General features: G+C 60.9%; 21 protein-coding genes. 10 read left to right on the forward strand and 11 right to left on the reverse strand.

Annotation, left to right across the window (positions count from 1 at the left end):
* Positions 1–17: 17 nt before the first annotated feature.
* A complete protein-coding gene (locus LOY70_RS25655; RefSeq protein WP_265038195.1) occupies positions 18–566 on the reverse strand; it encodes an ankyrin repeat domain-containing protein in 549 nt (182 codons plus the stop codon).
* 65 nt (positions 567–631) lie between these two features.
* Positions 632–2,173 (reverse strand): catalase KatB, encoded by a 1,542-nt coding sequence (katB, locus tag LOY70_RS25660; RefSeq protein ID WP_265030631.1) that lies wholly within the window; start codon positions 2,171–2,173, stop codon positions 632–634.
* Between the two features lie 281 nt (positions 2,174–2,454).
* Between katB and mscL the strand changes: the two genes are divergently transcribed.
* Entirely contained in the window at positions 2,455–2,868 is a 414-nt protein-coding gene (gene mscL, locus LOY70_RS25665) for a large-conductance mechanosensitive channel protein MscL (protein ID WP_072411386.1), read from the forward strand.
* Positions 2,869–2,907: 39 nt separating this feature from the next.
* On the opposite strand, the gene LOY70_RS25670 is transcribed toward mscL, so the two are convergent.
* Positions 2,908–3,684, reverse strand: coding sequence for a ferredoxin--NADP reductase (locus tag LOY70_RS25670; protein ID WP_265030635.1), 777 nt, complete (start codon positions 3,682–3,684; stop codon positions 2,908–2,910).
* Between the two features lie 281 nt (positions 3,685–3,965).
* Here LOY70_RS25670 and LOY70_RS25675 point away from each other — a divergent pair, with 281 nt between their 5' ends.
* On the forward strand, positions 3,966–4,679 hold the full coding sequence (locus tag LOY70_RS25675; RefSeq protein ID WP_265030637.1) for an autoinducer binding domain-containing protein: 714 nt from the start codon (positions 3,966–3,968) through the stop codon (positions 4,677–4,679).
* Positions 4,680–4,860: 181 nt separating this feature from the next.
* Positions 4,861–5,985 (forward strand): methyltransferase, encoded by a 1,125-nt coding sequence (locus LOY70_RS25680; protein WP_265030638.1) that lies wholly within the window; start codon positions 4,861–4,863, stop codon positions 5,983–5,985.
* Positions 5,986–6,056: 71 nt separating this feature from the next.
* On the opposite strand, the gene LOY70_RS25685 is transcribed toward LOY70_RS25680, so the two are convergent.
* From LOY70_RS25685 to LOY70_RS25695, 3 genes are read right to left on the reverse strand one after another with little or no spacing between them, the layout of a single operon-like run.
* On the reverse strand, positions 6,057–6,221 hold the full coding sequence (locus LOY70_RS25685; RefSeq protein WP_072411394.1) for a DUF2474 domain-containing protein: 165 nt from the start codon (positions 6,219–6,221) through the stop codon (positions 6,057–6,059).
* 21 nt (positions 6,222–6,242) lie between these two features.
* Positions 6,243–7,250, reverse strand: coding sequence for a cytochrome d ubiquinol oxidase subunit II (gene cydB / locus LOY70_RS25690; RefSeq protein ID WP_265030640.1), 1,008 nt, complete (start codon positions 7,248–7,250; stop codon positions 6,243–6,245).
* Between the two features lie 3 nt (positions 7,251–7,253).
* Complete coding sequence (locus LOY70_RS25695; protein ID WP_265030641.1) at positions 7,254–8,690, reverse strand: cytochrome ubiquinol oxidase subunit I; 1,437 nt, start codon at positions 8,688–8,690, stop codon at positions 7,254–7,256.
* 511 nt (positions 8,691–9,201) lie between these two features.
* On the opposite strand from LOY70_RS25695, the gene LOY70_RS25700 reads away from it, so the two are divergent.
* The gene (locus tag LOY70_RS25700) at positions 9,202–10,440 is read left to right on the forward strand and encodes an MFS transporter (RefSeq protein ID WP_265030643.1); all 1,239 of its coding nucleotides are present in this window, start codon (positions 9,202–9,204) and stop codon (positions 10,438–10,440) included.
* Here the strand turns inward: LOY70_RS25700 and LOY70_RS25705 are convergent.
* The 3 genes from LOY70_RS25705 to LOY70_RS25715 are packed head-to-tail and all read right to left on the reverse strand — an operon-like array spanning position 10,437 to position 14,157.
* Complete coding sequence (locus tag LOY70_RS25705) at positions 10,437–12,638, reverse strand: xanthine dehydrogenase family protein molybdopterin-binding subunit (RefSeq protein WP_265030644.1); 2,202 nt, start codon at positions 12,636–12,638, stop codon at positions 10,437–10,439. The genes LOY70_RS25700 and LOY70_RS25705 overlap by 4 nt on opposite strands.
* A complete protein-coding gene (locus LOY70_RS25710; protein WP_123343884.1) occupies positions 12,638–13,639 on the reverse strand; it encodes an FAD binding domain-containing protein in 1,002 nt (333 codons plus the stop codon). The genes LOY70_RS25705 and LOY70_RS25710 overlap by 1 nt, the downstream gene beginning before the upstream one ends.
* Positions 13,636–14,157: a (2Fe-2S)-binding protein gene (locus LOY70_RS25715; protein ID WP_025215591.1), complete on the reverse strand. Its 522-nt coding sequence runs from the start codon at positions 14,155–14,157 to the stop codon at positions 13,636–13,638. The genes LOY70_RS25710 and LOY70_RS25715 overlap by 4 nt, the downstream gene beginning before the upstream one ends.
* A gap of 203 nt (positions 14,158–14,360) precedes the next feature.
* Here LOY70_RS25715 and LOY70_RS25720 point away from each other — a divergent pair, with 203 nt between their 5' ends.
* The gene (locus LOY70_RS25720; protein ID WP_265038197.1) at positions 14,361–14,639 is read left to right on the forward strand and encodes a type II toxin-antitoxin system RelE/ParE family toxin; all 279 of its coding nucleotides are present in this window, start codon (positions 14,361–14,363) and stop codon (positions 14,637–14,639) included.
* Positions 14,640–14,653: 14 nt separating this feature from the next.
* The gene (locus tag LOY70_RS25725; RefSeq protein WP_123343886.1) at positions 14,654–14,941 is read left to right on the forward strand and encodes a HigA family addiction module antitoxin; all 288 of its coding nucleotides are present in this window, start codon (positions 14,654–14,656) and stop codon (positions 14,939–14,941) included.
* 6 nt (positions 14,942–14,947) lie between these two features.
* On the opposite strand, the gene LOY70_RS25730 is transcribed toward LOY70_RS25725, so the two are convergent.
* Together LOY70_RS25730 and LOY70_RS25735 are read right to left on the reverse strand one after the other, a co-directional pair.
* Positions 14,948–15,514 (reverse strand): DJ-1 family glyoxalase III, encoded by a 567-nt coding sequence (locus LOY70_RS25730; protein WP_265030650.1) that lies wholly within the window; start codon positions 15,512–15,514, stop codon positions 14,948–14,950.
* Positions 15,515–15,592: 78 nt separating this feature from the next.
* Complete coding sequence (locus LOY70_RS25735) at positions 15,593–16,048, reverse strand: YolA family protein (protein WP_265030651.1); 456 nt, start codon at positions 16,046–16,048, stop codon at positions 15,593–15,595.
* Positions 16,049–16,252: 204 nt separating this feature from the next.
* On the opposite strand from LOY70_RS25735, the gene LOY70_RS25740 reads away from it, so the two are divergent.
* From LOY70_RS25740 to LOY70_RS25755, 4 genes are all read left to right on the forward strand, one after another.
* Complete coding sequence (locus LOY70_RS25740; protein WP_265030653.1) at positions 16,253–17,548, forward strand: NCS2 family permease; 1,296 nt, start codon at positions 16,253–16,255, stop codon at positions 17,546–17,548.
* Positions 17,545–18,624, forward strand: a complete 1,080-nt coding sequence (gene trmA, locus LOY70_RS25745) for a tRNA (uridine(54)-C5)-methyltransferase TrmA (protein WP_265030655.1) — start codon at positions 17,545–17,547, stop codon at positions 18,622–18,624. Before LOY70_RS25740 ends, trmA begins: the two co-directional genes overlap by 4 nt.
* A 305-nt stretch (positions 18,625–18,929) precedes the next feature.
* The gene (gene aroQ, locus LOY70_RS25750; protein WP_265030657.1) at positions 18,930–19,370 is read left to right on the forward strand and encodes a type II 3-dehydroquinate dehydratase; all 441 of its coding nucleotides are present in this window, start codon (positions 18,930–18,932) and stop codon (positions 19,368–19,370) included.
* The gene (locus LOY70_RS25755) at positions 19,370–20,227 is read left to right on the forward strand and encodes a shikimate dehydrogenase (protein WP_265030659.1); all 858 of its coding nucleotides are present in this window, start codon (positions 19,370–19,372) and stop codon (positions 20,225–20,227) included. The genes aroQ and LOY70_RS25755 overlap by 1 nt, the downstream gene beginning before the upstream one ends.
* Positions 20,228–20,376 lie beyond the last annotated feature (149 nt).

A 20,376-nucleotide genomic window follows, 5' to 3' on the forward strand; every position in this document is an offset into this window, starting at 1 on the left:
GATAGCCCAGGCAACCACTAGCGCGGGGCCGGCATTCTGATTTCACCCTTGGCCAGATCCATTGCGGTGTTACCCAATGGGTCCTGGGCCTGCAGATCCGCCCCCTTGGCCTTCAAGGCATCGAGCAATTCGGCACGCTTGAACAGCCCGGCGTACATCGCGGCGGTCTGCCCGGCCCCGTTGCGCTGGTCCGGGCTGCAATCGGTGGACAGCAAGCGATGCGCAATCTGCACTTCGCCCTTGAAAATGGCGCCCATCAGCGCCGTGTTGCCGCGTTTGTCCTGGGCGCAGGCATCGGCGCCGGCGGCCAGCAGCCGCTCCACCGCCGGGCCATGGCCGTGATAAGCCGCGAGGATCAGGGCGGTGTAGCCCTTCTCATCCTGGGTGTTGAGTGCGTAACCGGCCTCGATAAAGGTCTCGAGCATCGGCACATCGCCCCGACGGGCGGCATCAAAGTAATAATTCTGCAGCTGTTCTTGTACAGCCACCGGGTCGGTAGGCACGGGCTGATCGGCCCACACGCTCAATGAGCAGGCTGCGAGCATCGATAACAGTAGCTGACGCATCATGACGTCTCCTTTGGCATATGACTGTGGGAGCAGGACGCGCTCCCACAGGTTTTGCGGATGAATCAGTCGCTCAGTTTTTCCGCCAGCGCCTTGACCCGGGCCAGATCCCCTTTGGCGACACGGGCCACGCCAGTGCCGTATTCAGGATCAGCCTTGTAGAGGAACGACAGGATGATGTGCTTGCTCTCGTCATCGGTGGTCGCCAACGACCCGCCGAAACTTTCGATCAGGTCACTGCGCTCCTTCTGGTTGAACGAGCGGTACAGATCACCGGCCTGCTTGAAGTTTTGCTCGCGTTGGATCTTCGCCTGCTGGGTGCTGCCGCTCAACGCGGCCCGGCTGTAGCGCGCCGATGGCTGTTCCTCGCGCGGCGTCAGGCGGCTCGGCTCATAATTAACACCGGTGCTGGTGCTCCCCAGGTTCATCGCACCGTCCTGGTTACCGTTGTTCACCGCCACCTTGGGGGCGTTGATCGGCAACTGCAGGGCGTTGGCGCCTATCCGGTACATTTGCGTATCGGCGTAGGAGAACACCCGCCCCTGCAACAGACGGTCCTCGGAAGGTTCGATTCCCGGCACCAGATTGGCCGGCGCCATCGCCACCTGTTCGGTTTCCTGGAAGACATTCGCCGGATTGCGGTTCAAGACCATTTGTCCGACTTTACGCTCAGGCACACCCGGCCAGATCTTGGTCGCGTCCAGTGGATCGAAGTCAAACTTGGACAAGTCCTGGGGGTTCAGCACCTGAACATACAAGTCCCACTTCGGGAAGTCGCCTTTATTAATATGACTGACCAAATCATTGGTCATATGGCTGTAATCTTGCCCCTGAACTTTCGCCACTTCTTTCGGATCGAGATTTTTCAGACCCTGCAAACTTTTCCAATGAAACTTCACATAGTGAACTTCACCCTTGACGTTAACCAACTTGTAGGCGTGCACACCGTTACCGTCCATTTCACGATAACTGGCCGGCGTGCCGGAGTTGGAATACAACTCGGTCAGCGTGCGAGTAGATTCTGGAACATGGGAGAAGAAATCGAAACGACGCGAGTCATCGTCCAGATTAGTCCGTGGGTCGGGTTTGAACGCATGGACCATGTCGGGAAACTTGATGGCATCGCGGATGAAGAAGGTCGGGAAGTTGTTGCCCACCAGGTCCCAGTTACCGTCGGCCGTGTAGAACTTTGTGGCAAAGCCACGGGGATCGCGCAGGGTTTCCGGGGAATGATTGCCGTGCACCACAGCAGAAAAGCGCACGAACACCGGCGTGACCTGGCCTGCGGCGAAGACCTTGGCCTTGGTCAAGTCGCTCAAGTCATCGGACACCGTGAAGGTACCATGGGCGCCGGTACCACGGGCATGCACCACCCGCTCGGGGATGCGTTCGCGGTCGAAGCGCTGCAGCTTCTGGATCAACTGTACGTCTTGCAACAGGGTCGGGCCGTTGGGGCCGGCCGTTTGCGAATTCTGGTTGTCGCCGACGGCTGCACCGTTGTCACGGGTCAGGGTGGCCGCGTTGACGGACAAGGACAGCAGGCTGGCGGTCAACACGAAAAGCGCGCGGCGGTGGGGAAAAGTCCCACAACCAAGGGAAGTGTTCATAGGCATGTTCCTCTGATGTTATAGAGCGCATCCATGTGCGCCATCCAGAGGCTAGTGCCCGAAAAAGGAAAACCTAAATAGAAATGCCGTACCGCTGCGATAGAAAAAACGTTGTGGGGGATCGATCGGAAACCGCGTATCACGCGCGATTGATGGCACTTTGTAAACTTTTCACCCAGGGCTGGGTCGATAACTGAAGCTTTGTAAGCAGGCGTTTCGAGCGAGACGCGTTGGGCTGATTTACACTGCCACTACCCTTTATCTGTCACAAGGAATAACTCATGGGCGTGCTAAGCGAGTTCAAGGCCTTCGCGGTCAAAGGCAATGTCGTCGACATGGCCGTCGGGATCATCATCGGTGCCGCGTTCGGCAAAATCGTTTCGTCATTCGTGGGCGACGTGGTCATGCCACCCATAGGCCTGCTGATCGGTGGGGTGGACTTCAGTGACCTGGCCATTACCCTCAAGGCCGCCCAAGGTGATGCGCCTGCCGTGGTACTGGCCTACGGGAAATTCATCCAGAGCACCATAGATTTCATTATCGTGGCGTTCGCCATTTTCATGGGCGTCAAGGCCATCAACCGCCTCAAGCGTGAAGAAGCCGTAGCCCCAAGCGCGCCTCCGGTTCCAACCAAGGAAGAACTGTTGTTGACCGAAATTCGCGACCTGCTCAAGGCCCAGAACGAACGCCCCTGACCCTTCATTCAAAGTGGCGTCCCCCGGGACGCCATTTTCCTACCAGTAGTTCTCCACCGCCACCTGGCCTGGCCGACGAGTAAGGCTCAGCTGCAAGCCCTTGGCCTTGAGCAACTTGCGCGTGTCATCGATCATTTGCGGGTTGCCGCAGAGCATCACTCGTGAATGCTCCGGTGTCAGCCCTACCTCGGCCGCCCGCTCCAGCTCGCCGTTTTCGAGCAACGTGGTAATCCGCCCAGTGAGCGCCCCAGGATGCTGCTCACGCGTGACGGTCGCAATGAAACGAAACTTATGGGCGTACTCGGCCAGGTAGTCGCGCTGGGTCAGCTCTTTGATCAGGTCCTGATACGCCAGCTCCCGCGCCTCGCGCACGCTATACACCAGGATGATGCGTTCAAATTTTTCCCAGACTTCAAAGTCCTGGAGAATCGAAAGAAACGGTGCAACGCCCGTCCCGGTGGACAACAACCATAGATCCCGCCCATCGACGAAACGATCCAGCGTCAGGTAACCAAAGGCCTGGCGTTCCACCAGCAGTTCGTTACCTGGCTTCAGGCGGCTCAGCTCGCTGGTGAATTCGCCATCCGGGACCACGATGGAAAAGAACTCGAGGAATTCATCAAAGGGTGAAGACACCATGGAGTACGCGCGCCAGACAGTGCTCCCGTCCGCCTTGGTCACGCCCAGTCGGGCGAACTGACCCGCCCGGAAGCGAAAACCGCGATCCCGGGTCGTACGCAAAGTAAACAAATGAGACGTCAATGGCTGAACATCGAGCAGGGTTTGACGGGTGAACTTTTCTGCGCTGTCGGTCATGAGTCACTCCAATGGGACAAGGCTCACAGTGTCCCGCAAAGTGAGCACCACCACCACTGATGCCGAGTAATGGCCATTTAATTGCAGCCCTTATTTATCTACACAGATCCTCTACCAAACTTGTACAAGTTGATGGGATTGTAAAAATAATTACAATATTTATCTTCCTAAACACATTTGCAATCCAACTAAAAAAACTCACTGCATATTAGGAAAAGTCCTACACTAAAGTTTCGCATGATGGATTGGATCCACAGGGACGAATCAACCAGGAGAAGGCGATGGACAAGTGGAAGGACTTGCAGCTGAGAAAACTATCCTGTGAAAAAGACCTGCAGACGGCTTATCGTCTGGTCCTGAATTTCTTTAACAATCAAGGATTTGAATATTGCGCATTTGCGGCCTACCTCGGAAGCCCTGATAAGCACACCAGCAAGGTGAACCTCAATAACTACCCTTATGGATGGGACAGGTTTTATGAACAAAACGGTTATGCTTCGAACGACCCAGTAGTAGCACATTGCAACCAATCGCCACTACCCATTTTGTGGAGTGAACATGTGTTTGCCCAAGCCCCCAAGTTATGGCGGGAACTTAATCGACAGGGACTCAAATACGGCTGGACCCAGGCCGTTCATGATGAACAGGGAGCACATTGCAGTCTGTTCAGCCTCGCCCGGACTCATTGCCCCATCGACATCGAGGAACATTATGGCAACCTCGGCTATGCCATCTTCGCCAGCCAAAGGCTGCATACACTCGCCAGCAAAAAATTATCTGACAGTGTCGCAGTCAGGCAAAAATGTCACTTGTCGCCGAGAGAGATCGAAGTGTTGAGATGGTCTGCCGAAGGCAAGACAGCGTCGGAAGTAGGCAGGATTCTTTGTCTTTCCGAACGGACCGTGAATTTCCATGTATGCAGTTGCATGCGCAAACTCAATGTCAGCAATAAAATTTCAGCGGTGGCCAAAGCGGCCCAAATCCATGTGATCTGAACGACGGAGCGGCATTGCCAAGCTGAAAAACCCGCGAGTAATGTGCCACGAAAAAACGTACCATTTACGGCTCCACTTGAATGATGCCGCTTCTTGCACGCGACGCAGTTCATTCAGGCGGTCCCGCTGAGACACCTGCCCCGGGGCAGCGGGACATTCGTTGATTTCCAGAGTCCCAGCCATGCCCTTGCTCCACAGTCCCTTCGCCCAACTCGACCTGATCCGCCAACCCGAACAGCAGAACGAGCCGCTGCAAGCCTTCGATGCGGCCGATGAATACCTGCTCGCGCATCTGGCCGAACAACAACCGGCCGCGGATACCCGGGTGCTGGTGCTCAATGACGGCTTCGGCGCCCTGGCGGCGAGCCTGGCCGGCAAAGTCGAGGTGATCAGCAGCGGCGACTCATTCCTGGCCCTGCAAGCGCTGGAGAAAAACCTGGTGCGCAATGGCCAGGCCTTTGACGCGGTGCCGACCTTGCCGGCCAGCGAGCCCTTGACCGGCCCCTTCGACCGCGTGCTGATCAAAGTGCCGAAAACCCTGGCCCTGTTGGAAGAACAACTGATTCGCCTGCAAAGCCAACTGGCCCCCGGTGCCCAGGTGATTGCCGCTGCAATGGTCAAGCATCTGCCCCGGGCCGCAGGCGACTTGCTGGAGCGTTACATCGGCCCGGTACAGGCCTCCCTGGCGGTGAAAAAAGCGCGCCTGTTGATCGCCACGCCTGCCGCCCAGGCACCGGCCGTATCGCCCTACCCCAGCCGTTACCGGCTGGACGAGCCGAAGATCGAACTGCTCAACCACGCCAATGTGTTCTGCCGCGAGGGCCTCGACATCGGCACCCGCGCCTTCCTGCCGCATCTGCCGAAAAACCTGGGCACCGCCCAGGTCGCAGACTTGGGATGTGGCAACGGCGTACTGGCCATCGCCAGCGCCCTGCAAAATCCCGAGGCCCGTTACACCCTGGTGGACGAATCCTACATGGCGGTGCAATCGGCAACCGAAAACTGGCGCGCCGCCCTGGGCGAACGCGAGGTGACGATACGGGCCGATGACGGCTTGGCCGCACAGCAGGCGCAGTCCCTGGACGTGGTGCTGTGCAACCCGCCCTTCCACCAACAGCAAGTGGTGGGTGATTTCCTGGCTTGGCGGATGTTTCAACAAGCGCGCGAAGCGTTGGTGGTCGGCGGCGCCCTGTACATCGTCGGCAACCGGCACTTGGGTTACCACAGCAAACTGGCGCGGCTGTTCCGAGGCGTCGAGCAAGTGGCCGCCACGCCGAAATTCGTCATCCTCAAAGCGCGCAAATAATTTATCCACAGCCAAAAAAAACCCTCCGTCAGGAGGGTGGAAACCGTGCCACAAGGCTACGGGATGGGAAATCAGTGGGTGGTCAGGCCCGCGGCGTTCATGAACATCCGCATCAGGCTGGCGACGATAAACAGCGCCAGCACACTGCCGGTCCAGATCACCGCCAGCCAGCCGAGCCGCTGCCAGAGCGGCTTCCTTTCGGCGGCTTCGATGTCTTTCAAATCAGGTCTGGCCATGCTCAACACCTCGCAGGTCGATCAATGGTAACCGTCGTCGTGGGTCACCTTGCCGCGGAATACGTAGTAGCTCCAGAAGGTGTACACCAGGATCAACGGAATGATGAACAGCGTCCCCACCAACATGAAGCCCTGGCTCTGGGGCGGTGACGAGGCGTCCCAGATCGAGATGGACGGCGGCACGATGTTCGGCCACAGGCTGATACCCAGGCCGCTGTAGCCGAGGAAGATCAGCACCAGGGTCAGGATGAATGGCGTGTAATTGGCGTTGCGAGCGACCGCGCGGAACAGCCCATACATGGTCACCAGCACCAGGATCGGCACCGGCAGGAACCAGAACAGGTTCGGCAGGGTGAACCAACGGGCCGCGATATCGGCGTGGGCCAGCGGTGTCCAGATACTGACGATCCCGATCACCGCCAGGACCACGAACGCCAGCGGCCTGGCCAGGTCATGCATCTGTTCCTGCAACTTGCCTTCGGTCTTCATGATCAGCCAGGTGCAGCCGAGCAAGGCATAGGCCGCGATCAACGCCAGGCCACAGAACACCGTGAACGGCGTGAACCAGTCCAGGGAGCCCCCGGCGAACTGGCGATTGATCACGGGGAAGCCGTCGATAAATGCGCCTAGCGCTACACCTTGGAAGAAGGTGGCCGTCAGCGAGCCGCCGATGAAGGCCTTGTCCCACAGGTGCCGCTTCTGCGCCTTGGCCTTGAAGCGGAATTCGAAGGCCACGCCCCGGAAAATCAGGCCGATGAGCATCAGGATCAACGGCAGGTACAGGGCCGACAGCACCACCGAATAAGCCAGCGGAAACGCCCCGAACAGACCCGCCCCGCCCAGCACCAGCCAGGTTTCGTTACCGTCCCAGACCGGCGCCACGGTGTTCATCATCACGTCGCGGTCCCGCTCGCCCTTGACGAAGGGGAAGAGGATGCCGATTCCCAGGTCGAAGCCGTCCATGATCACGTACATCATGATGCCGAAGATGATGACCACGGCCCAGATCAGCGGAAGATCAATACCCATGACTCAATTCCCCTTGTTTGAGCGGTCGGTTGTGTCCACGTCTTCGCCGTCATCGGCGGCCGACAATGGTCGGGCCGGCGTACGTTTCTGGCCTGGGCCTCCATCGCTCGGTTCGGCTTCGTGGGCCTCCGGCCCCTTGCGCACCAGGCGCATCATGTAGCTCAAGCCAGCCCCGAACAGCGCGAAATACACCACCACGAACAGCACCAGGGTGATACTCATCTGCGCAAAACTGTGGCCGGACGAAGCATCGGCCGTGCGCATCAAGCCGTAGACCACCCAAGGCTGGCGACCGATTTCCGTGGTGAACCAGCCCGCCAGGATCGCGATCAGGCCGGACGGTCCCATCCACAGCACCATGTGCAGGAACGGTCGGGATTGGTAGATCCGATCCTTGCGCCGCAACAGCAGGCTGCACAAGCCGGTGAAAATCATCAGCAGCCCCAGGCCGACCATGACCCGGAACGACCAGAACACGATGGTTGAATTGGGTCGATCCTCAGGTGGGAACTCCTTGAGGGCCGGCACCTGGTCGGTCAGCGAGTGGGTCAGGATCAGGCTGCCCAGATAGGGAATCTCTACCGCGAACTTGGTCCGTTCCTCCTTCATGTCTGGCCAGCCGAACAGAATCAGCGGGGTTGGCTCATTGCCGACGTTCTCCCAGTGACCTTCGATGGCCGCGATCTTCGCCGGCTGATGCTTGAGGGTGTTGAGCCCGTGGAAATCGCCGATGACGGCCTGTATCGGCGCCACCAGCAACGCCATCCACATCGCCATCGACAGCATGCGGCGGATGGCCGGCGTATCGCGACCGCGCAGCAAATGCCAGGCCGCCGACGAACCGACGAAGAAGGCCGTGGCGACAAAGGCCGCCGTGGACATGTGCAGCAGGCGATAAGGGAACGAGGGGTTGAACACCACCGCCAGCCAGTCCACTGGAATCACCCGGCCATCAATGATTTCGTAGCCTTGCGGGGTCTGCATCCAACTGTTGGAAGACAGGATCCAGAAGGTCGAGATCAGCGTACCGATCGCCACCATCACCGTGGAAAAGAAGTGCAGGCCACGGCCAACGCGATTCCAGCCAAACAGCATCACGCCCAGGAAACCCGCCTCGAGGAAGAAGGCCGTGAGCACTTCATAGGTCAGCAGCGGCCCGGTCACCGCACCGGCGAAGTCCGAGAAGCGGCTCCAGTTGGTGCCGAACTGATAGGCCATGACCAACCCGGACACCACGCCCATGCCGAAGTTGACGGCAAAGATCTTTGACCAGAAGTGGTACAGGTCGCGGTAGGTGTCATCGCGGGTCTTGAGCCACAACCCCTCGAGCACCGCCAGGTAACTCGCCAGGCCAATGGTGATGGCCGGGAACAGGATGTGGAACGAGATCGTGAATGCAAACTGGATTCGGGCGAGATCGAGCGCCTCCAAACCGAACATAAGTCTTCCTCTGTCAGGTAAAACCGGCTGCGGGCGGGGCCTGCATCACAGCCTCCAGGGATATGGAGTGCGATGCTTTTCAAATCGTTCTTTTTTTAAAACCGTCACAACGCAGGACTCTGGCCGGATGGCCCCCAGTCCAACTCCCCGGTAGGTGTTGATCTGGATCAAGCAATGTTCAAAGAGTAGTCGCATTATTGCCGATGAACGGCGTGGTCTTTTGTCGCGTGACAGGTTGTCTCAGTGCGGGATGCAGGAGCTGCCGCCGGTGGCCGGTGGAAGTCTTTTGTGGCGAGGGGATTTATCCCCGTTCGAGTGCGTAGCACTCGCCAATTTGATTTGGCTGAAATGGGTGGGGCCGCTTCGCAGCCCAGCGGGGATAAATCCCCTCGCCACAGGAATCGCGCATTGCTCCGAATCGATGTTTGGCTAACTATTTTTTCCGGCAGACGTAATTTCCAGTTACAGCTCGGCGATAATCGCCTGGCCTTCCTCACCGGACCCGTCCTAGATGCCCAGCCAAGCGCCGCTGCTGCTCCGCCACCATCGTCCCTTCATTGCCTTCTGGCTGGCCCGGATATTCACCGCCAGCGGCTTCCAGATGCTCACCGTGGCCATCGGCTGGAACCTCTATCAACTGACCGGCAATGTGTTGGACCTGGGTCTTGTCGGGTTGGTGGAATTCGCCCCGCGCGTACTGTTCATGCTCCATACCGGGCACGTGGCCGACCGCTATGACCGGCGCAAGGTCGCGGCCATCTGCCAATCATTACAGGCGATGATTGCCCTGGCGCTGGCGATCGGCAGCGCCACCGACAATGTCACGCGGGAAATGATCTTCATCCTCGCCTTCCTGCTGGGCGCCGCCCGCTCCTTCGAAATGCCCACCACCCAGGCGCTGCTGCCGAGCATCGTGCCGGCGGGCCTGTTTCCCCGGGCCGTGGCCGCCGCGCAATCGGCCCAGCAATCGGCCACCATCGTCGCTCCGGCACTCGGCGGCTTGCTCTACGCCTTCGGCAGCGTCTGGGTCTATGGACCGACGGTGCTGCTCTACCTCATCGCCTGTTGCCTGATGCTCAACCTGCCGGCCCGGCAGACACCGCTGAACAAAGGCAAGGCGACACTGGACTCATTGCTGGCCGGGATTCGCTTCATTCGCAGCCGCCCGGACATTCTCGGGGCAATCTCCCTGGACCTGTTCGCCGTGCTGCTGGGTGGCGCGACGGCGTTGCTGCCGGTGTTCGCCAAAGATATTTTGCTTACCGGCCCCTGGGGCCTGGGTCTGTTGCGCTCGGCACCGGCGGTCGGGGCCTTGCTGATGTCGCTGTGGCTGGCGCGGTTTGCCGTGGAGCGCAAGGTGGGTCGGGTAATGTTCACCGCCGTGGGGGTGTTCGGCGTCGCCACCATTGCCTTCGGTCTCTCCACGTCGTTCTGGTTCTCCCTCGCGGTGCTGGTGGTGCTGGGGGCGGCGGACATGATCAGCATGGTCATCCGCGCCTCCTTCGTGCAGTTGGAAACGCCGGATGAAATGCGCGGCCGGGTCAGCGCGGTGAACGGATTGTTCATCGGCGCTTCGAACCAGTTGGGCGAGTTCGAGTCCGGCCTCACCGCCCACTGGTTCGGCACCGTGCCGGCGGTAGTCATGGGCGGCGTCGGCACGCTGCTGGTGACCGGGGCCTGGATCAAACTGTTCCCGACCCTGGCCAACCGCGACCGGATGCACGAGCCGGCGGAAGAAGCGAAAGCCTAGAGCAACTTATCGAGGGTGATGGGGAAGTCCCGCACCCGTTTGCCGGTGGCATGGTAAATCGCATTGGCCACCGCCGCCGCCACGCCGACGATACCGATCTCACCCACGCCCTTGGACCCAAGGGCGTTGACGATCTCGTCGTGCTCCTCGACGAAAACCACGTCAATGTCGCCGATGTCGGCATTCACCGGCACGTGGTACTCAGCCAGGCTGTGGTTCATGTGGCGACCCAGCGCATGGTCGGTCAAGGTTTCTTCATGCAGGGCCATGCCAACGCCCCAGACCACGCCCCCCAGGATCTGGCTGCGGGCGGTTTTCGGGTTGATCACCCGTCCAGCGGCAATGGCGCTGACCACGCGATTGACCTTCACCGTACCCAGGTCTTCATCCACCCACACTTCGACGAACACCGCCGAATGGGTAGCGGTGGCGTAGGCCTGGCGTTTTGCGTCCGGTTCGGCGGTGACCTGGGCCTGCAACGGCGTCTCGCCGCTTTTTTGCGCCAACTCGGCCAAGGCAACGCTCGCCTCGCCCAACCGCAGCTGACCATCCATGAACACCACTTGTTCAAGGGTCGCGCCACTGAAGGCCGGGCAAACCTGCCGGGCCACGGCCAGCAGTTTTTCCTTCAGCGCTTCACAGGCCTGCTGCACGGCGGTGCCTACGGACGAGACGGTGAACGAACCGCCCTGCAGCGGCGCGGTAGGCAGTGACGAGTCGCCGAGTACGAAGGTGACGTTCTCAAGGGACACCCCGCAGGTCTCAGCCGCGATCTGGGTCATGACCGTATAAGTGCCGGTGCCGATGTCAGTGGTGGCGCTGCTGACAGTCAGCTTGCCGTCCGTGTCCAACGAGGCTTTGGCGCTGGCCTTTTGTTGCATGGCTTCCCACACACCACCGGCCATGCCCCAACCCACCAATTGCCGGCCTTCACGCATGCTGCGTGGCTCCGGGTTGCGTTTGTCCCAGCCGAAACGTTGAGCCCCCTGGGCATAACATTCACGCAACTCCTTGCTGGAATACGGCTTGCCTTCGTTCTCGTTGCGTTCGGCGTAGTTGATCAACCGCAGTTGGACCGGATCGATCGCCAGGGCACAGGCCAGCTCATCCATGGCGCATTCCAGGCCGATCAACCCGAGGGCGGCGCCGGGCGCGCGCATGTCCAGCGGCGTGTAGACGTCCAGCGGCACCAGCTTGTAGGTCAATGTCACGTTGTCGCAGTGATAGAGCATGCCGCTCCACTCCACCACGTGCTCGGTGAAATCTTCGAAGCGCGAGGTCTGGCCGACGGCAGTGTGAGCGACGGCCAGCAGCCGCCCGTTGGCCGCCGCCCCCAGTTGCACGCGCTGGAGGGTGCGCGGGCGATAGCCGAAGGTAAACATCTGCTGGCGCGTCAGGCTGACCCGCACCGAACGCTTGAGGGCCAGTGCCGCCATCACCGCCAAGGGCAGCTGATACTGGGGCCGCAACCCGGAGCCGAAGGCGCCGCCGACAAACGCGGCAAACACGCGTACCTGCTCCATCTCCAGCCCGAAGACTTTTTGCACATAGGCCTGGCAGTTTTGCGTGCCTTGGGTCTTGTCGTGGATGTGCAGGCTGCCGTCGGGTTGAAACAGCACCGTGGAGGCGTGCGGCTCCATCGGGTTGTGATGCTCGATCGGCGTGCTGTAGGACACATCCACACTGAGCGCCGCGCTGGCGTACTCGCCCTGAAAATTCCCACGGGGCTTGGGCAGTTCGGCCGGTGCGGGATGGGCTTCGTTTTGCAGGATTGCCAGATCGGTCTGATGGTCCTGGGCTTCATAATCGATTTCAATGAGCGAACCGGCATAGCGGGCCAGTTCGAGGTTTTCCGCCACCACCAGGGCCAGGGGCTGGCCGCTGTAGAGGATCTGGTCGTTGTACAGCGGCCGGAACGGCGAACCATCGGCGGCGTCGGCGTCCTGGTACGGCTCATCGTAGCTGGCGATCCGGGGCCGGTTGGCATGATCGATCACCGCCACCACGCCAGGCAGCGCCAGGGCCCGCGAAGCATCGATGCGCAGCACCCGGCCACGGGCGATCTTGCTGGAGACGACGCTGCCGTGCAGCAAGCCGTCCTCGGGGTATTCGCCGGCATAACGGGCCTGGCCCGTCACCTTGAGCAGGCCATCGACCCGATCGAGTGACTGCCCTATGGATTGGCTCGAAGCGTTCATCAGGCTTGCCCTCCCTGCGGTGCGACACCCAACGCGGCGTCGCTCAAGGCGCGGACAATCGCTCGACGCGCCAGTCTGACCTTGAAGCCGTTGTGTTCCAGCGGCTCGGCGTTTTGCAGCAGCGCATCGGCCGCAGCGGTGAAGGTTTCGCGGCTGACGGTCTTCCCGTTCAGCCAGCTCTCCACGGCCCGGTCGCGCCAAGGCTTGTGCGCCACGCCACCGAGGGCCAGGCGCGCCTGGCGGATCACCGGCCCGTCCAGCTCCAGCGCCGCCGCCACCGACACCAGCGCAAAGGCGTAGGAGGCGCGGTCGCGAATCTTCAAGTAATGGCTGTGCTCGGCGAATCCCGGGGCCGGTAGCTCAATGGCAGTGACCAGCTCATCGTCGGCCAGTTGGTTATCCCGCTCCGGGGCATCGCCGGGCAGGCGATGAAAGTCGGCGAACTCGATGGTCCGTGCCCCACCCCGGCCCAGGACATGGACCACCGCTTCCAGGGCGGCCAGGGCCACGCACATGTCGGAGGGATGGGTGGCGACACATTGATCACTGGCGCCGAAAATCGCATGGATCCGGTTCAAGCCGTCCCGGGCCGGGCAACCGCTGCCCGGCCGACGCTTGTTGCACGGTACGTTGGCATCGTAGAAGTAATAGCAGCGGGTGCGTTGCAGCAGATTGCCGCCAGTGCTGGCCATGTTGCGCAGTTGCGGCGAAGCGCCGGCCAGGATCGCCTGGGACAACAACGGATAGCGCCGCTCGATCCAAGGATGCCAGGCCAGGTCGGCATTGCTCACCAAGGCACCGATCATCACCCCGCCGGATGGGGTTTCACTGAGGTCTGCCAGGGGCAGCCCGGTGATGTCGATCAGGTGCTCGGGGCGAGTGAGGTTTTCTTTCATCAAGTCCAGCAGGTTGGTGCCGCCGGCAATGAAGCGCGAAACCGGACTCGACAAATCGATGGCGGCCTGCACGGTGTCGGGCTTGCTGTAGTGGAAGGGATTCATTGATCACCTCCCTGCTGGCAAAGTGGCAGAGCTTCTTCGATGGCATCGCGAATGTTGGTGTAGGCGCCGCAGCGGCACAGGTTGCCGCTCATCAACTCGCTGATCTGCCCACGGGTCTGCGCCCGGCCCTCGTTGGCCAAGCCCACCGCCGAGCAGATCTGCCCTGGCGTGCAATAACCGCACTGGAACGCGTCGTGCTTGATGAAAGCCTGCTGCATGGGATGCAACTGGTCGTCGCTGGCCAAGCCTTCAACGGTGGTCAGCTCGGCGCCATCGCACATGACGGCCAACGTCAGACAGGCGTTGATCCGCTTGCCGTCGCGCAACACCGTGCAGGCGCCGCATTGGCCGTGGTCGCAGCCTTTCTTGCTGCCCACCAGGTCCAGTTGCTCGCGCAGCAGGTCCAGCAACGTGGTCCAGGGCAACACCTGCAGTTCACGCACTTGGCCATTGAGTGTCAGACGGATCGGATGACGGACGAAGGACGCCTGCGTCGCTTCGGACAGGGTCGCGCTCATGGAACACCTCACGGTTGGTCGTACTCGCGGCGTTTTGGAAAACCGCCGTCATAAGGGGTACGACTTCAGGGTGGGGGTGAGCGTTCAAGGCAATTTCAACGCACTGGAAAAGCCTTGTAAACCGCTGGATGCACAGATTCGCCGGGCATGTGCGGTATATAAATACCGCATCGAGTGTAATGTATCGCCTTACACTCGTTTCCATGATTAAATCCTTCCAGCACAAAGGCCTCAGGATCTTTTATGAAACGGGTTCGACCCGTGGCATCCGGGCTGACCATGAGAAACGCCTGGCCCGCATGCTCCCATTCATGGACAGGGCACAGTTCCCAAACGACTTGGATATCCCCGGCTGGCGACTGCATCCGCTCAGGGGTGAACGGGTCCAATACTGGTCGTTGAGCGTTTCGGGAAACTGGCGAATCATTTTTCGCTTCATCGGGTCCGACATCGAACTGGTCGATTATCTGGACTACCACTGACAGGAGGCTGGAACATGCCCATGCACAATCCGCCACACCCTGGCCAAACGCTGCTGATGGATGTATTGCCCGAACTGGGCATCACCGTCACCGAACTGGCGCGGCACTTGGGTTTCGCACGGCCTCACCTCTCTCGGGTATTGCATGGCCATGCGCCTGTCAGCCCTGATCTGGCCGTACGCCTGGAGCGCGCCGGGATCGGCAAGGCGAGGGTCTGGCTAGGCGTCCAGACGGACTATGATTTGTGGCAAGCCGAGCAGCGCGAACAGCCCTTGATCAAACCCTTTCCATTGCACGCTTGATATCCGTCAGGCCAGCAACTCCGCCGCCACCACGTTCCTCACGCCCTTGCCACAGAGTTGCTCCACCAGCGTCAAGGCGAACGCCAGGGCAGCGGCCGAGCCTTGGGCGGTGATGCAGTTGCCGTCCACCACCACCGGCTGATCGACGAAGCTGCAACCGGACAACTGCTGGCTCACTGCGGGCAAGCAGGTCATGCGGCGCTGGCGCAGTACGCCAAACGCCTGTAGCGCCAGGGCCGGGGCTTCGGCAATGGCGGCGAAGAAACGTCCAGTGGCGGCCTGGTCCTTGATCAGTTGTTGCAGCGGCTGATGGTTTGCCAGGTGTTGGGCACCGATGATGCCGCCGGGCAGAACGATCAGGTCGAAATCCTGCACCAGCATGTCCACCAACATGCCGTCGGCAGTCAGGCGCGTGCCGCGGGCACAGGTGAGCATCCGCCGCCCTTCGATGCTTGCCACCACCACTTCGATCTGCGCTCGACGCAGCACGTCGATCAGGGTGACTGTCTGCAGGTCATCGACACCTTCGGCGACCGTAATCAGGGCTCGAGGCAGCTTGGTTCCAGGCATCATGGGCGCGCTCTCCGATGGGGTGGTTCCTGAAGCCTAGTCAGGTTTGCCGGGCTGCGTTCAGCTTGTCATGCCGACAGGTCATTTAATGTACAGCTGCGCCGACATCCGATTGCCCGGTGCATTGATCGAAATGTTGCTGAAGTTGAAGGTCCCTTCCTGCTTGCCCTTCAGATCGAAGATGTACAAATAGCCGACGATTTTGGTCTTGGCCGAACAATCGTTGAGATTGCCATTGCTGTACGCACATACCGGCGAGCGGGTGCCATCGACCTCGAAACCGTCCAGCGTGACATTGGGCTGACGACCGTAGCCAACCTCCAGCACGTAGACCTTGATATTCGGCCCGCTGTGATCGCAACGGGTCTGTTCCTGCCCTGGCGCGATATCCTCGAAGCCACAGGCCGGCGATTCGACCTTGAGCACCTTGACCTCACTCAAAGGCGGCGCCGACGCGGCATTGACGGCCTGCCCGGGCAACCACAAGCCCAGTGCGCAGCCTGCTGCCGCCAGCAGTTTTTTATTCATGCGATACATAAAGACCTCCCGGAACCGCGCGCAGTATGGCCCACTTGGCGCGTTGGCAAAACATCGACGACGATCGCAGCCAGAGCGCCACGCTGCTGGTATGATGCGCGGCTTTTTCCGACCCACAGAAAATTCCCGGGCGCCGCTGGCGACCTGTGCTTTGCTGTTGAGGTCGATACATTCACGGCGCCGGGCGCGCCACGGGGAGCAGACATGCTGGAAAGGCTGTTTCAACTCAAGGCACACAACACCAACGTGCGGACCGAGATCCTGGCGGGCGTCACGACGTTCCTGGCCATGGCCTATATCCTGTTCGTCAACCCGAGCATCCTCGGCGAAACCGGCATGGACAAGGGCGCGGTGTTTGTCGCCACCTGCCTGGCGGCAGCCATCGGCTCCACGGTCATGGGCCTGATCGCCAACTACCCGATCGCCCTCGCGCCAGGCATGGGCCTGAACGCCTTTTTCACCTATACCGTGGTCCTGCACATGGGCCACACCTGGCAAGTGGCGCTGGGCGCGGTGTTCATTTCCGCCGTGCTGTTCTTCCTGCTCTCGATCTTTCGCATCCGCGAGTGGATCATCAACAGCATCCCGCTGCCCCTGCGTTCGGCCATCGCCGCCGGTATCGGCCTGTTCCTGGCGCTGATCGCCCTCAGTAACGCCGGCATCGTGGTGAAGAACCCTGCGACCATGGTCGGTCTCGGCGACTTGAAGCAACCGGCGCCGATCCTCGCGACCCTCGGTTTCATCCTGATCGTCGCCCTCGAAGCGCTGAAAGTGCGCGGGGCGGTGCTGATCGGCATTCTGGCGGTCACCCTTGTTTCGATCCTGATGGGCTTCACGCCCTTCGGCGGCGTGATGTCCATGCCACCTTCCCTGGCCCCGACCTTCCTGCAACTGGACATCAAGGGCGCCCTGGACATCGGCCTGGTGAGCGTGATCTTCGCCTTCCTGTTCGTCGACCTGTTCGACAACTCCGGCACGTTGATCGGCGTCGCCAAGCGCGCCGGGCTGATGGGCAAGGACGGCCACATGCCGAAGATGGGCCGTGCGCTGATCGCCGACAGTACCGCCGCCATGGCCGGTTCGCTGCTGGGCACCTCCACCACCACCAGCTACATCGAATCGGCAGCGGGCGTCAGCGCCGGCGGGCGCACCGGCCTGACCGCCATCGTCGTGGCGATCCTGTTCCTGCTGGCGCTGTTCTTCTCCCCACTGGCTGCCAGCGTCCCGCCTTTCGCCACTGCGCCGGCCTTGCTGTTCGTCGCCGTGCTGATGACCTCGGGCCTGGCGGAAATCGACTGGGACGACATCACCGTCGCCGCCCCGGTGGTAGTCACCGCCCTGGCGATGCCGTTCACTTATTCCATCGCCAACGGCATCGCCTTCGGTTTCATTGCCTGGACCGCCATCAAACTGGTGTCTGGCCGTGGCCGTGAGCTGAACCCGGCGCTCGTCATCCTGTCGATTCTGTTCGTGATCAAGTTGGGTTGGTTCAACGCATGACTTTTGATTCTCAAGCCTACGCCGTGCAGCTCCAGGACAAGGTCACCCGCTTGCGTGACCTGCTGGCCCCGTTCGATGCACCCGAACCTGCGGTGTTCGACTCACCGCTGGAGCACTTTCGCCTGCGGGCCGAATTCCGCCTGTGGCGCGAGGCCGGCGAGCGGCATTACGCGATGTTCTCCCAGGACGACAAGCGCACGCCGATCCTCATCGAGGAATTTCCCATCGCCAGCCTGCGCATCAACCAGTTGATGCCGCAACTCAAGGCCGCCTGGCAAGCCAGCGCGCCCCTGAGCCACAAGCTGTTCCAGGTGGAGTTCCTGACCACCCTGGCCGGCGATGCAATGATCACCCTGTGTTATCACCGTCCGCTGGATGAGCACTGGCACGCTGCGGCCTCGAAACTGGCAACCGACCTCGGCGTCAGCATCATTGGCCGCTCCAAGGGCAAGCGGGAAGTGATCGGCCATGACTACGTGGTGGAGAAACTCGACGTCGGCGGCCGCACCTTCAGCTACCGCCAGCCCGAAGGCGCCTTCACCCAGCCCAACGGCACGGTGAACCAGAAGATGCTCAACTGGGCCTTTGAAGCCTTGGGCGAGCGCAGCGACGATCTGCTGGAGTTGTACTGCGGCAACGGCAACTTCACCCTGCCCCTGGCCACCCGCGTGCGCAAAGTGCTGGCCACCGAAATCAGCAAGACCTCGGTAAACGCGGCGCTGAGCAACCTTAGCGAAAACGCGGTGGATAACGTGACGCTGGTGCGCCTGTCGGCCGAAGAACTGACCGAAGCCCTGAACGAAGTCCGCCCGTTCCGCCGCCTGCATGGCATCGATCTGAAAAGCTACGAATTCGGCAGCGTCTTCGTCGACCCGCCCCGCGCCGGCATGGACCCGGACACCTGCGAGCTGACTCGGCGCTTCGACAACATCCTGTACATCTCCTGCAACCCCGAAACCCTCGCCGCCAACATCGCGCAACTGCACGACACCCACCGCATTACGCGCTGCGCGTTGTTCGATCAATTTCCCTGGACCCATCATATGGAATCCGGGGTGTTGTTGACTCGGCGGTAAGCCCTTCCTTTGAGTTGAAGGATTATCCTGTTGATCGCTCCCACGCTCCCGCGTGGGAGCGTCGCCAGGGACGCTCCGCGTTCCGCTTCTGGAGGGTGACGCAGAGCGTCACAGGATGCATTCCCACGCGGAGCGTAGGGAACGATCAAATCCCCTCGCCACAATTGCAACGGCCATGTTCGATCATCGAACACTTAATGGCCAATGGCGTCGGCTTTATTTGACCAAATTAACCATCTAGTACAATTTATCTCCACCGGCCGAAACCTGGCCGACACCAACAATAAAAATGTGGAGAAATTGCGATGCCTCCAATCGTTCTTGTGCTCAACGGCCCGAACCTGAACCTGCTCGGCACCCGCGAGCCGGCGACCTATGGCCACGAAACCCTGGCTGACATCTCCACACTGTGCGGTCGCGCCGCTGAGGAATTCGGCCTGGCGGTGGAGTTTCGCCAGACCAACCAGGAAGGCGAATTGCTGGACTGGGTACATGGCGCCCGAGGCCGATGTGCCGGTATTGTCATCAACCCGGCGGCCTGGACCCACACCTCGGTGGCGATCCGCGATGCCCTGGTAGCCAGCGAAGTCCCGGTGATCGAAGTTCACCTGTCCAACGTCCACGCCCGGGAAACGTTCCGCCACCACTCCTTCGTTTCCTCCGTCGCCATTGGCGTGATGTGTGGGTTTGGCAGCCATGGCTATCGCCTGGCCCTGGAACATTTCAGTCAGCGGTTGAAGGGTTGATGAGCATGCCGAACATCACTGTGCTGGCCGGCCTGATCGGCGCGGGCATCCAGGCGTCGCGCACGCCGGCGCTGCATGAGCGTGAAGGCGATGCCCAAGGCATGCGCTACCTTTATCGGCTGATCGATCTCGATGCGCTGAAACTCGACAGCGGCGCCCTGCCCGATTTGCTGAAAGCCGCCGAACGCATGAGTTTCACCGGCCTGAACATCACCTTCCCCTGCAAGCAGGCGATCATCCCGCTGCTCGATGAGCTGTCGCCCGAGGCCCGGGGCATCGGCGCGGTGAATACCGTGGTGCTCAAGGAGGGCAAACGCATCGGCCACAACACCGACTGCCTGGGATTCGCCGAAGGTTTTCGCCGTGGCCTGGGTGATGTTGCGCGCCGACGCGTGGTGCAGATGGGCGCCGGTGGCGCCGGCGCGGCGGTTGCCCATGCCCTATTGGCAGAAGGCGTACAGACGCTGGGTATTTTTGACGTCGAGGTCAGCCGTGCCGAGGCCTTGGCCAACAACCTGAACCAACACTTCGGCGCGGGTCGCGCCCGAGCCGGGCATGACCTGCCCGCCGCCATGGCCGAGGCGGACGGCCTGGTGAACACCACGCCCATGGGCATGGCGAAACTGCCAGGTATGCCGGTGCCGGTCGAGCTGTTGCATGGCCAATTGTGGGTCGCGGAAATCGTCTACTTCCCCTTGGAAACCGAACTGCTGCGCAACGCCCGCGCCCTTGGCTGCCGCACGCTGGATGGCGGCAACATGGCGGTGTTCCAGGCGGTGAAGGCGTTCGAACTGTTCAGTGGCGTGGCGCCGGATGCGCAGCGGATGCTGGAGCATTTCCAGAGCATGAATCACTAAGACCTGGCGATAAATCCCTTGTAGGAATTACTTGTGGGAGCGAGCTTGCTCGCGATGACGGTGTGTCAGTCGCAATCGGTGTTGGCTGATCGACCGCTATCGCGAGCAAGCTCGCTCCCACACAAGCTCGCTCCCACATTCGGTTCGGT

The organism is Pseudomonas sp. B21-054, from assembly GCF_026016345.1.
Classification (GTDB): domain Bacteria; phylum Pseudomonadota; class Gammaproteobacteria; order Pseudomonadales; family Pseudomonadaceae; genus Aquipseudomonas.

What these genes read in the sequence shown, in the direction of transcription:
- cydB (WP_265030640.1), bottom strand. Translation starts at nt 7,250, where the DNA reads ATGGGTATTGATCTTCCGCTGATCTGGGCCGTGGTCATCATCTTCGGC.
- LOY70_RS25740 (WP_265030653.1), top strand. Translation starts at nt 16,253, where the DNA reads ATGCTGGAAAGGCTGTTTCAACTCAAGGCACACAACACCAACGTGCGG.
- trmA (WP_265030655.1), top strand. Translation starts at nt 17,545, where the DNA reads ATGACTTTTGATTCTCAAGCCTACGCCGTGCAGCTCCAGGACAAGGTC.
- katB (WP_265030631.1), bottom strand. Translation starts at nt 2,173, where the DNA reads ATGAACACTTCCCTTGGTTGTGGGACTTTTCCCCACCGCCGCGCGCTT.
- LOY70_RS25695 (WP_265030641.1), bottom strand. Translation starts at nt 8,690, where the DNA reads ATGTTCGGTTTGGAGGCGCTCGATCTCGCCCGAATCCAGTTTGCATTC.
- LOY70_RS25655 (WP_265038195.1), bottom strand. Translation starts at nt 566, where the DNA reads ATGCGTCAGCTACTGTTATCGATGCTCGCAGCCTGCTCATTGAGCGTG.
- LOY70_RS25685 (WP_072411394.1), bottom strand. Translation starts at nt 6,221, where the DNA reads ATGGCCAGACCTGATTTGAAAGACATCGAAGCCGCCGAAAGGAAGCCG.
- LOY70_RS25700 (WP_265030643.1), top strand. Translation starts at nt 9,202, where the DNA reads ATGCCCAGCCAAGCGCCGCTGCTGCTCCGCCACCATCGTCCCTTCATT.
- LOY70_RS25710 (WP_123343884.1), bottom strand. Translation starts at nt 13,639, where the DNA reads ATGAATCCCTTCCACTACAGCAAGCCCGACACCGTGCAGGCCGCCATC.
- LOY70_RS25675 (WP_265030637.1), top strand. Translation starts at nt 3,966, where the DNA reads ATGGACAAGTGGAAGGACTTGCAGCTGAGAAAACTATCCTGTGAAAAA.
- LOY70_RS25670 (WP_265030635.1), bottom strand. Translation starts at nt 3,684, where the DNA reads ATGACCGACAGCGCAGAAAAGTTCACCCGTCAAACCCTGCTCGATGTT.
- aroQ (WP_265030657.1), top strand. Translation starts at nt 18,930, where the DNA reads ATGCCTCCAATCGTTCTTGTGCTCAACGGCCCGAACCTGAACCTGCTC.
- LOY70_RS25720 (WP_265038197.1), top strand. Translation starts at nt 14,361, where the DNA reads ATGATTAAATCCTTCCAGCACAAAGGCCTCAGGATCTTTTATGAAACG.
- LOY70_RS25725 (WP_123343886.1), top strand. Translation starts at nt 14,654, where the DNA reads ATGCCCATGCACAATCCGCCACACCCTGGCCAAACGCTGCTGATGGAT.
- LOY70_RS25705 (WP_265030644.1), bottom strand. Translation starts at nt 12,638, where the DNA reads ATGAACGCTTCGAGCCAATCCATAGGGCAGTCACTCGATCGGGTCGAT.
- LOY70_RS25730 (WP_265030650.1), bottom strand. Translation starts at nt 15,514, where the DNA reads ATGATGCCTGGAACCAAGCTGCCTCGAGCCCTGATTACGGTCGCCGAA.
- LOY70_RS25735 (WP_265030651.1), bottom strand. Translation starts at nt 16,048, where the DNA reads ATGTATCGCATGAATAAAAAACTGCTGGCGGCAGCAGGCTGCGCACTG.
- LOY70_RS25680 (WP_265030638.1), top strand. Translation starts at nt 4,861, where the DNA reads ATGCCCTTGCTCCACAGTCCCTTCGCCCAACTCGACCTGATCCGCCAA.
- LOY70_RS25755 (WP_265030659.1), top strand. Translation starts at nt 19,370, where the DNA reads ATGAGCATGCCGAACATCACTGTGCTGGCCGGCCTGATCGGCGCGGGC.
- LOY70_RS25715 (WP_025215591.1), bottom strand. Translation starts at nt 14,157, where the DNA reads ATGAGCGCGACCCTGTCCGAAGCGACGCAGGCGTCCTTCGTCCGTCAT.
- mscL (WP_072411386.1), top strand. Translation starts at nt 2,455, where the DNA reads ATGGGCGTGCTAAGCGAGTTCAAGGCCTTCGCGGTCAAAGGCAATGTC.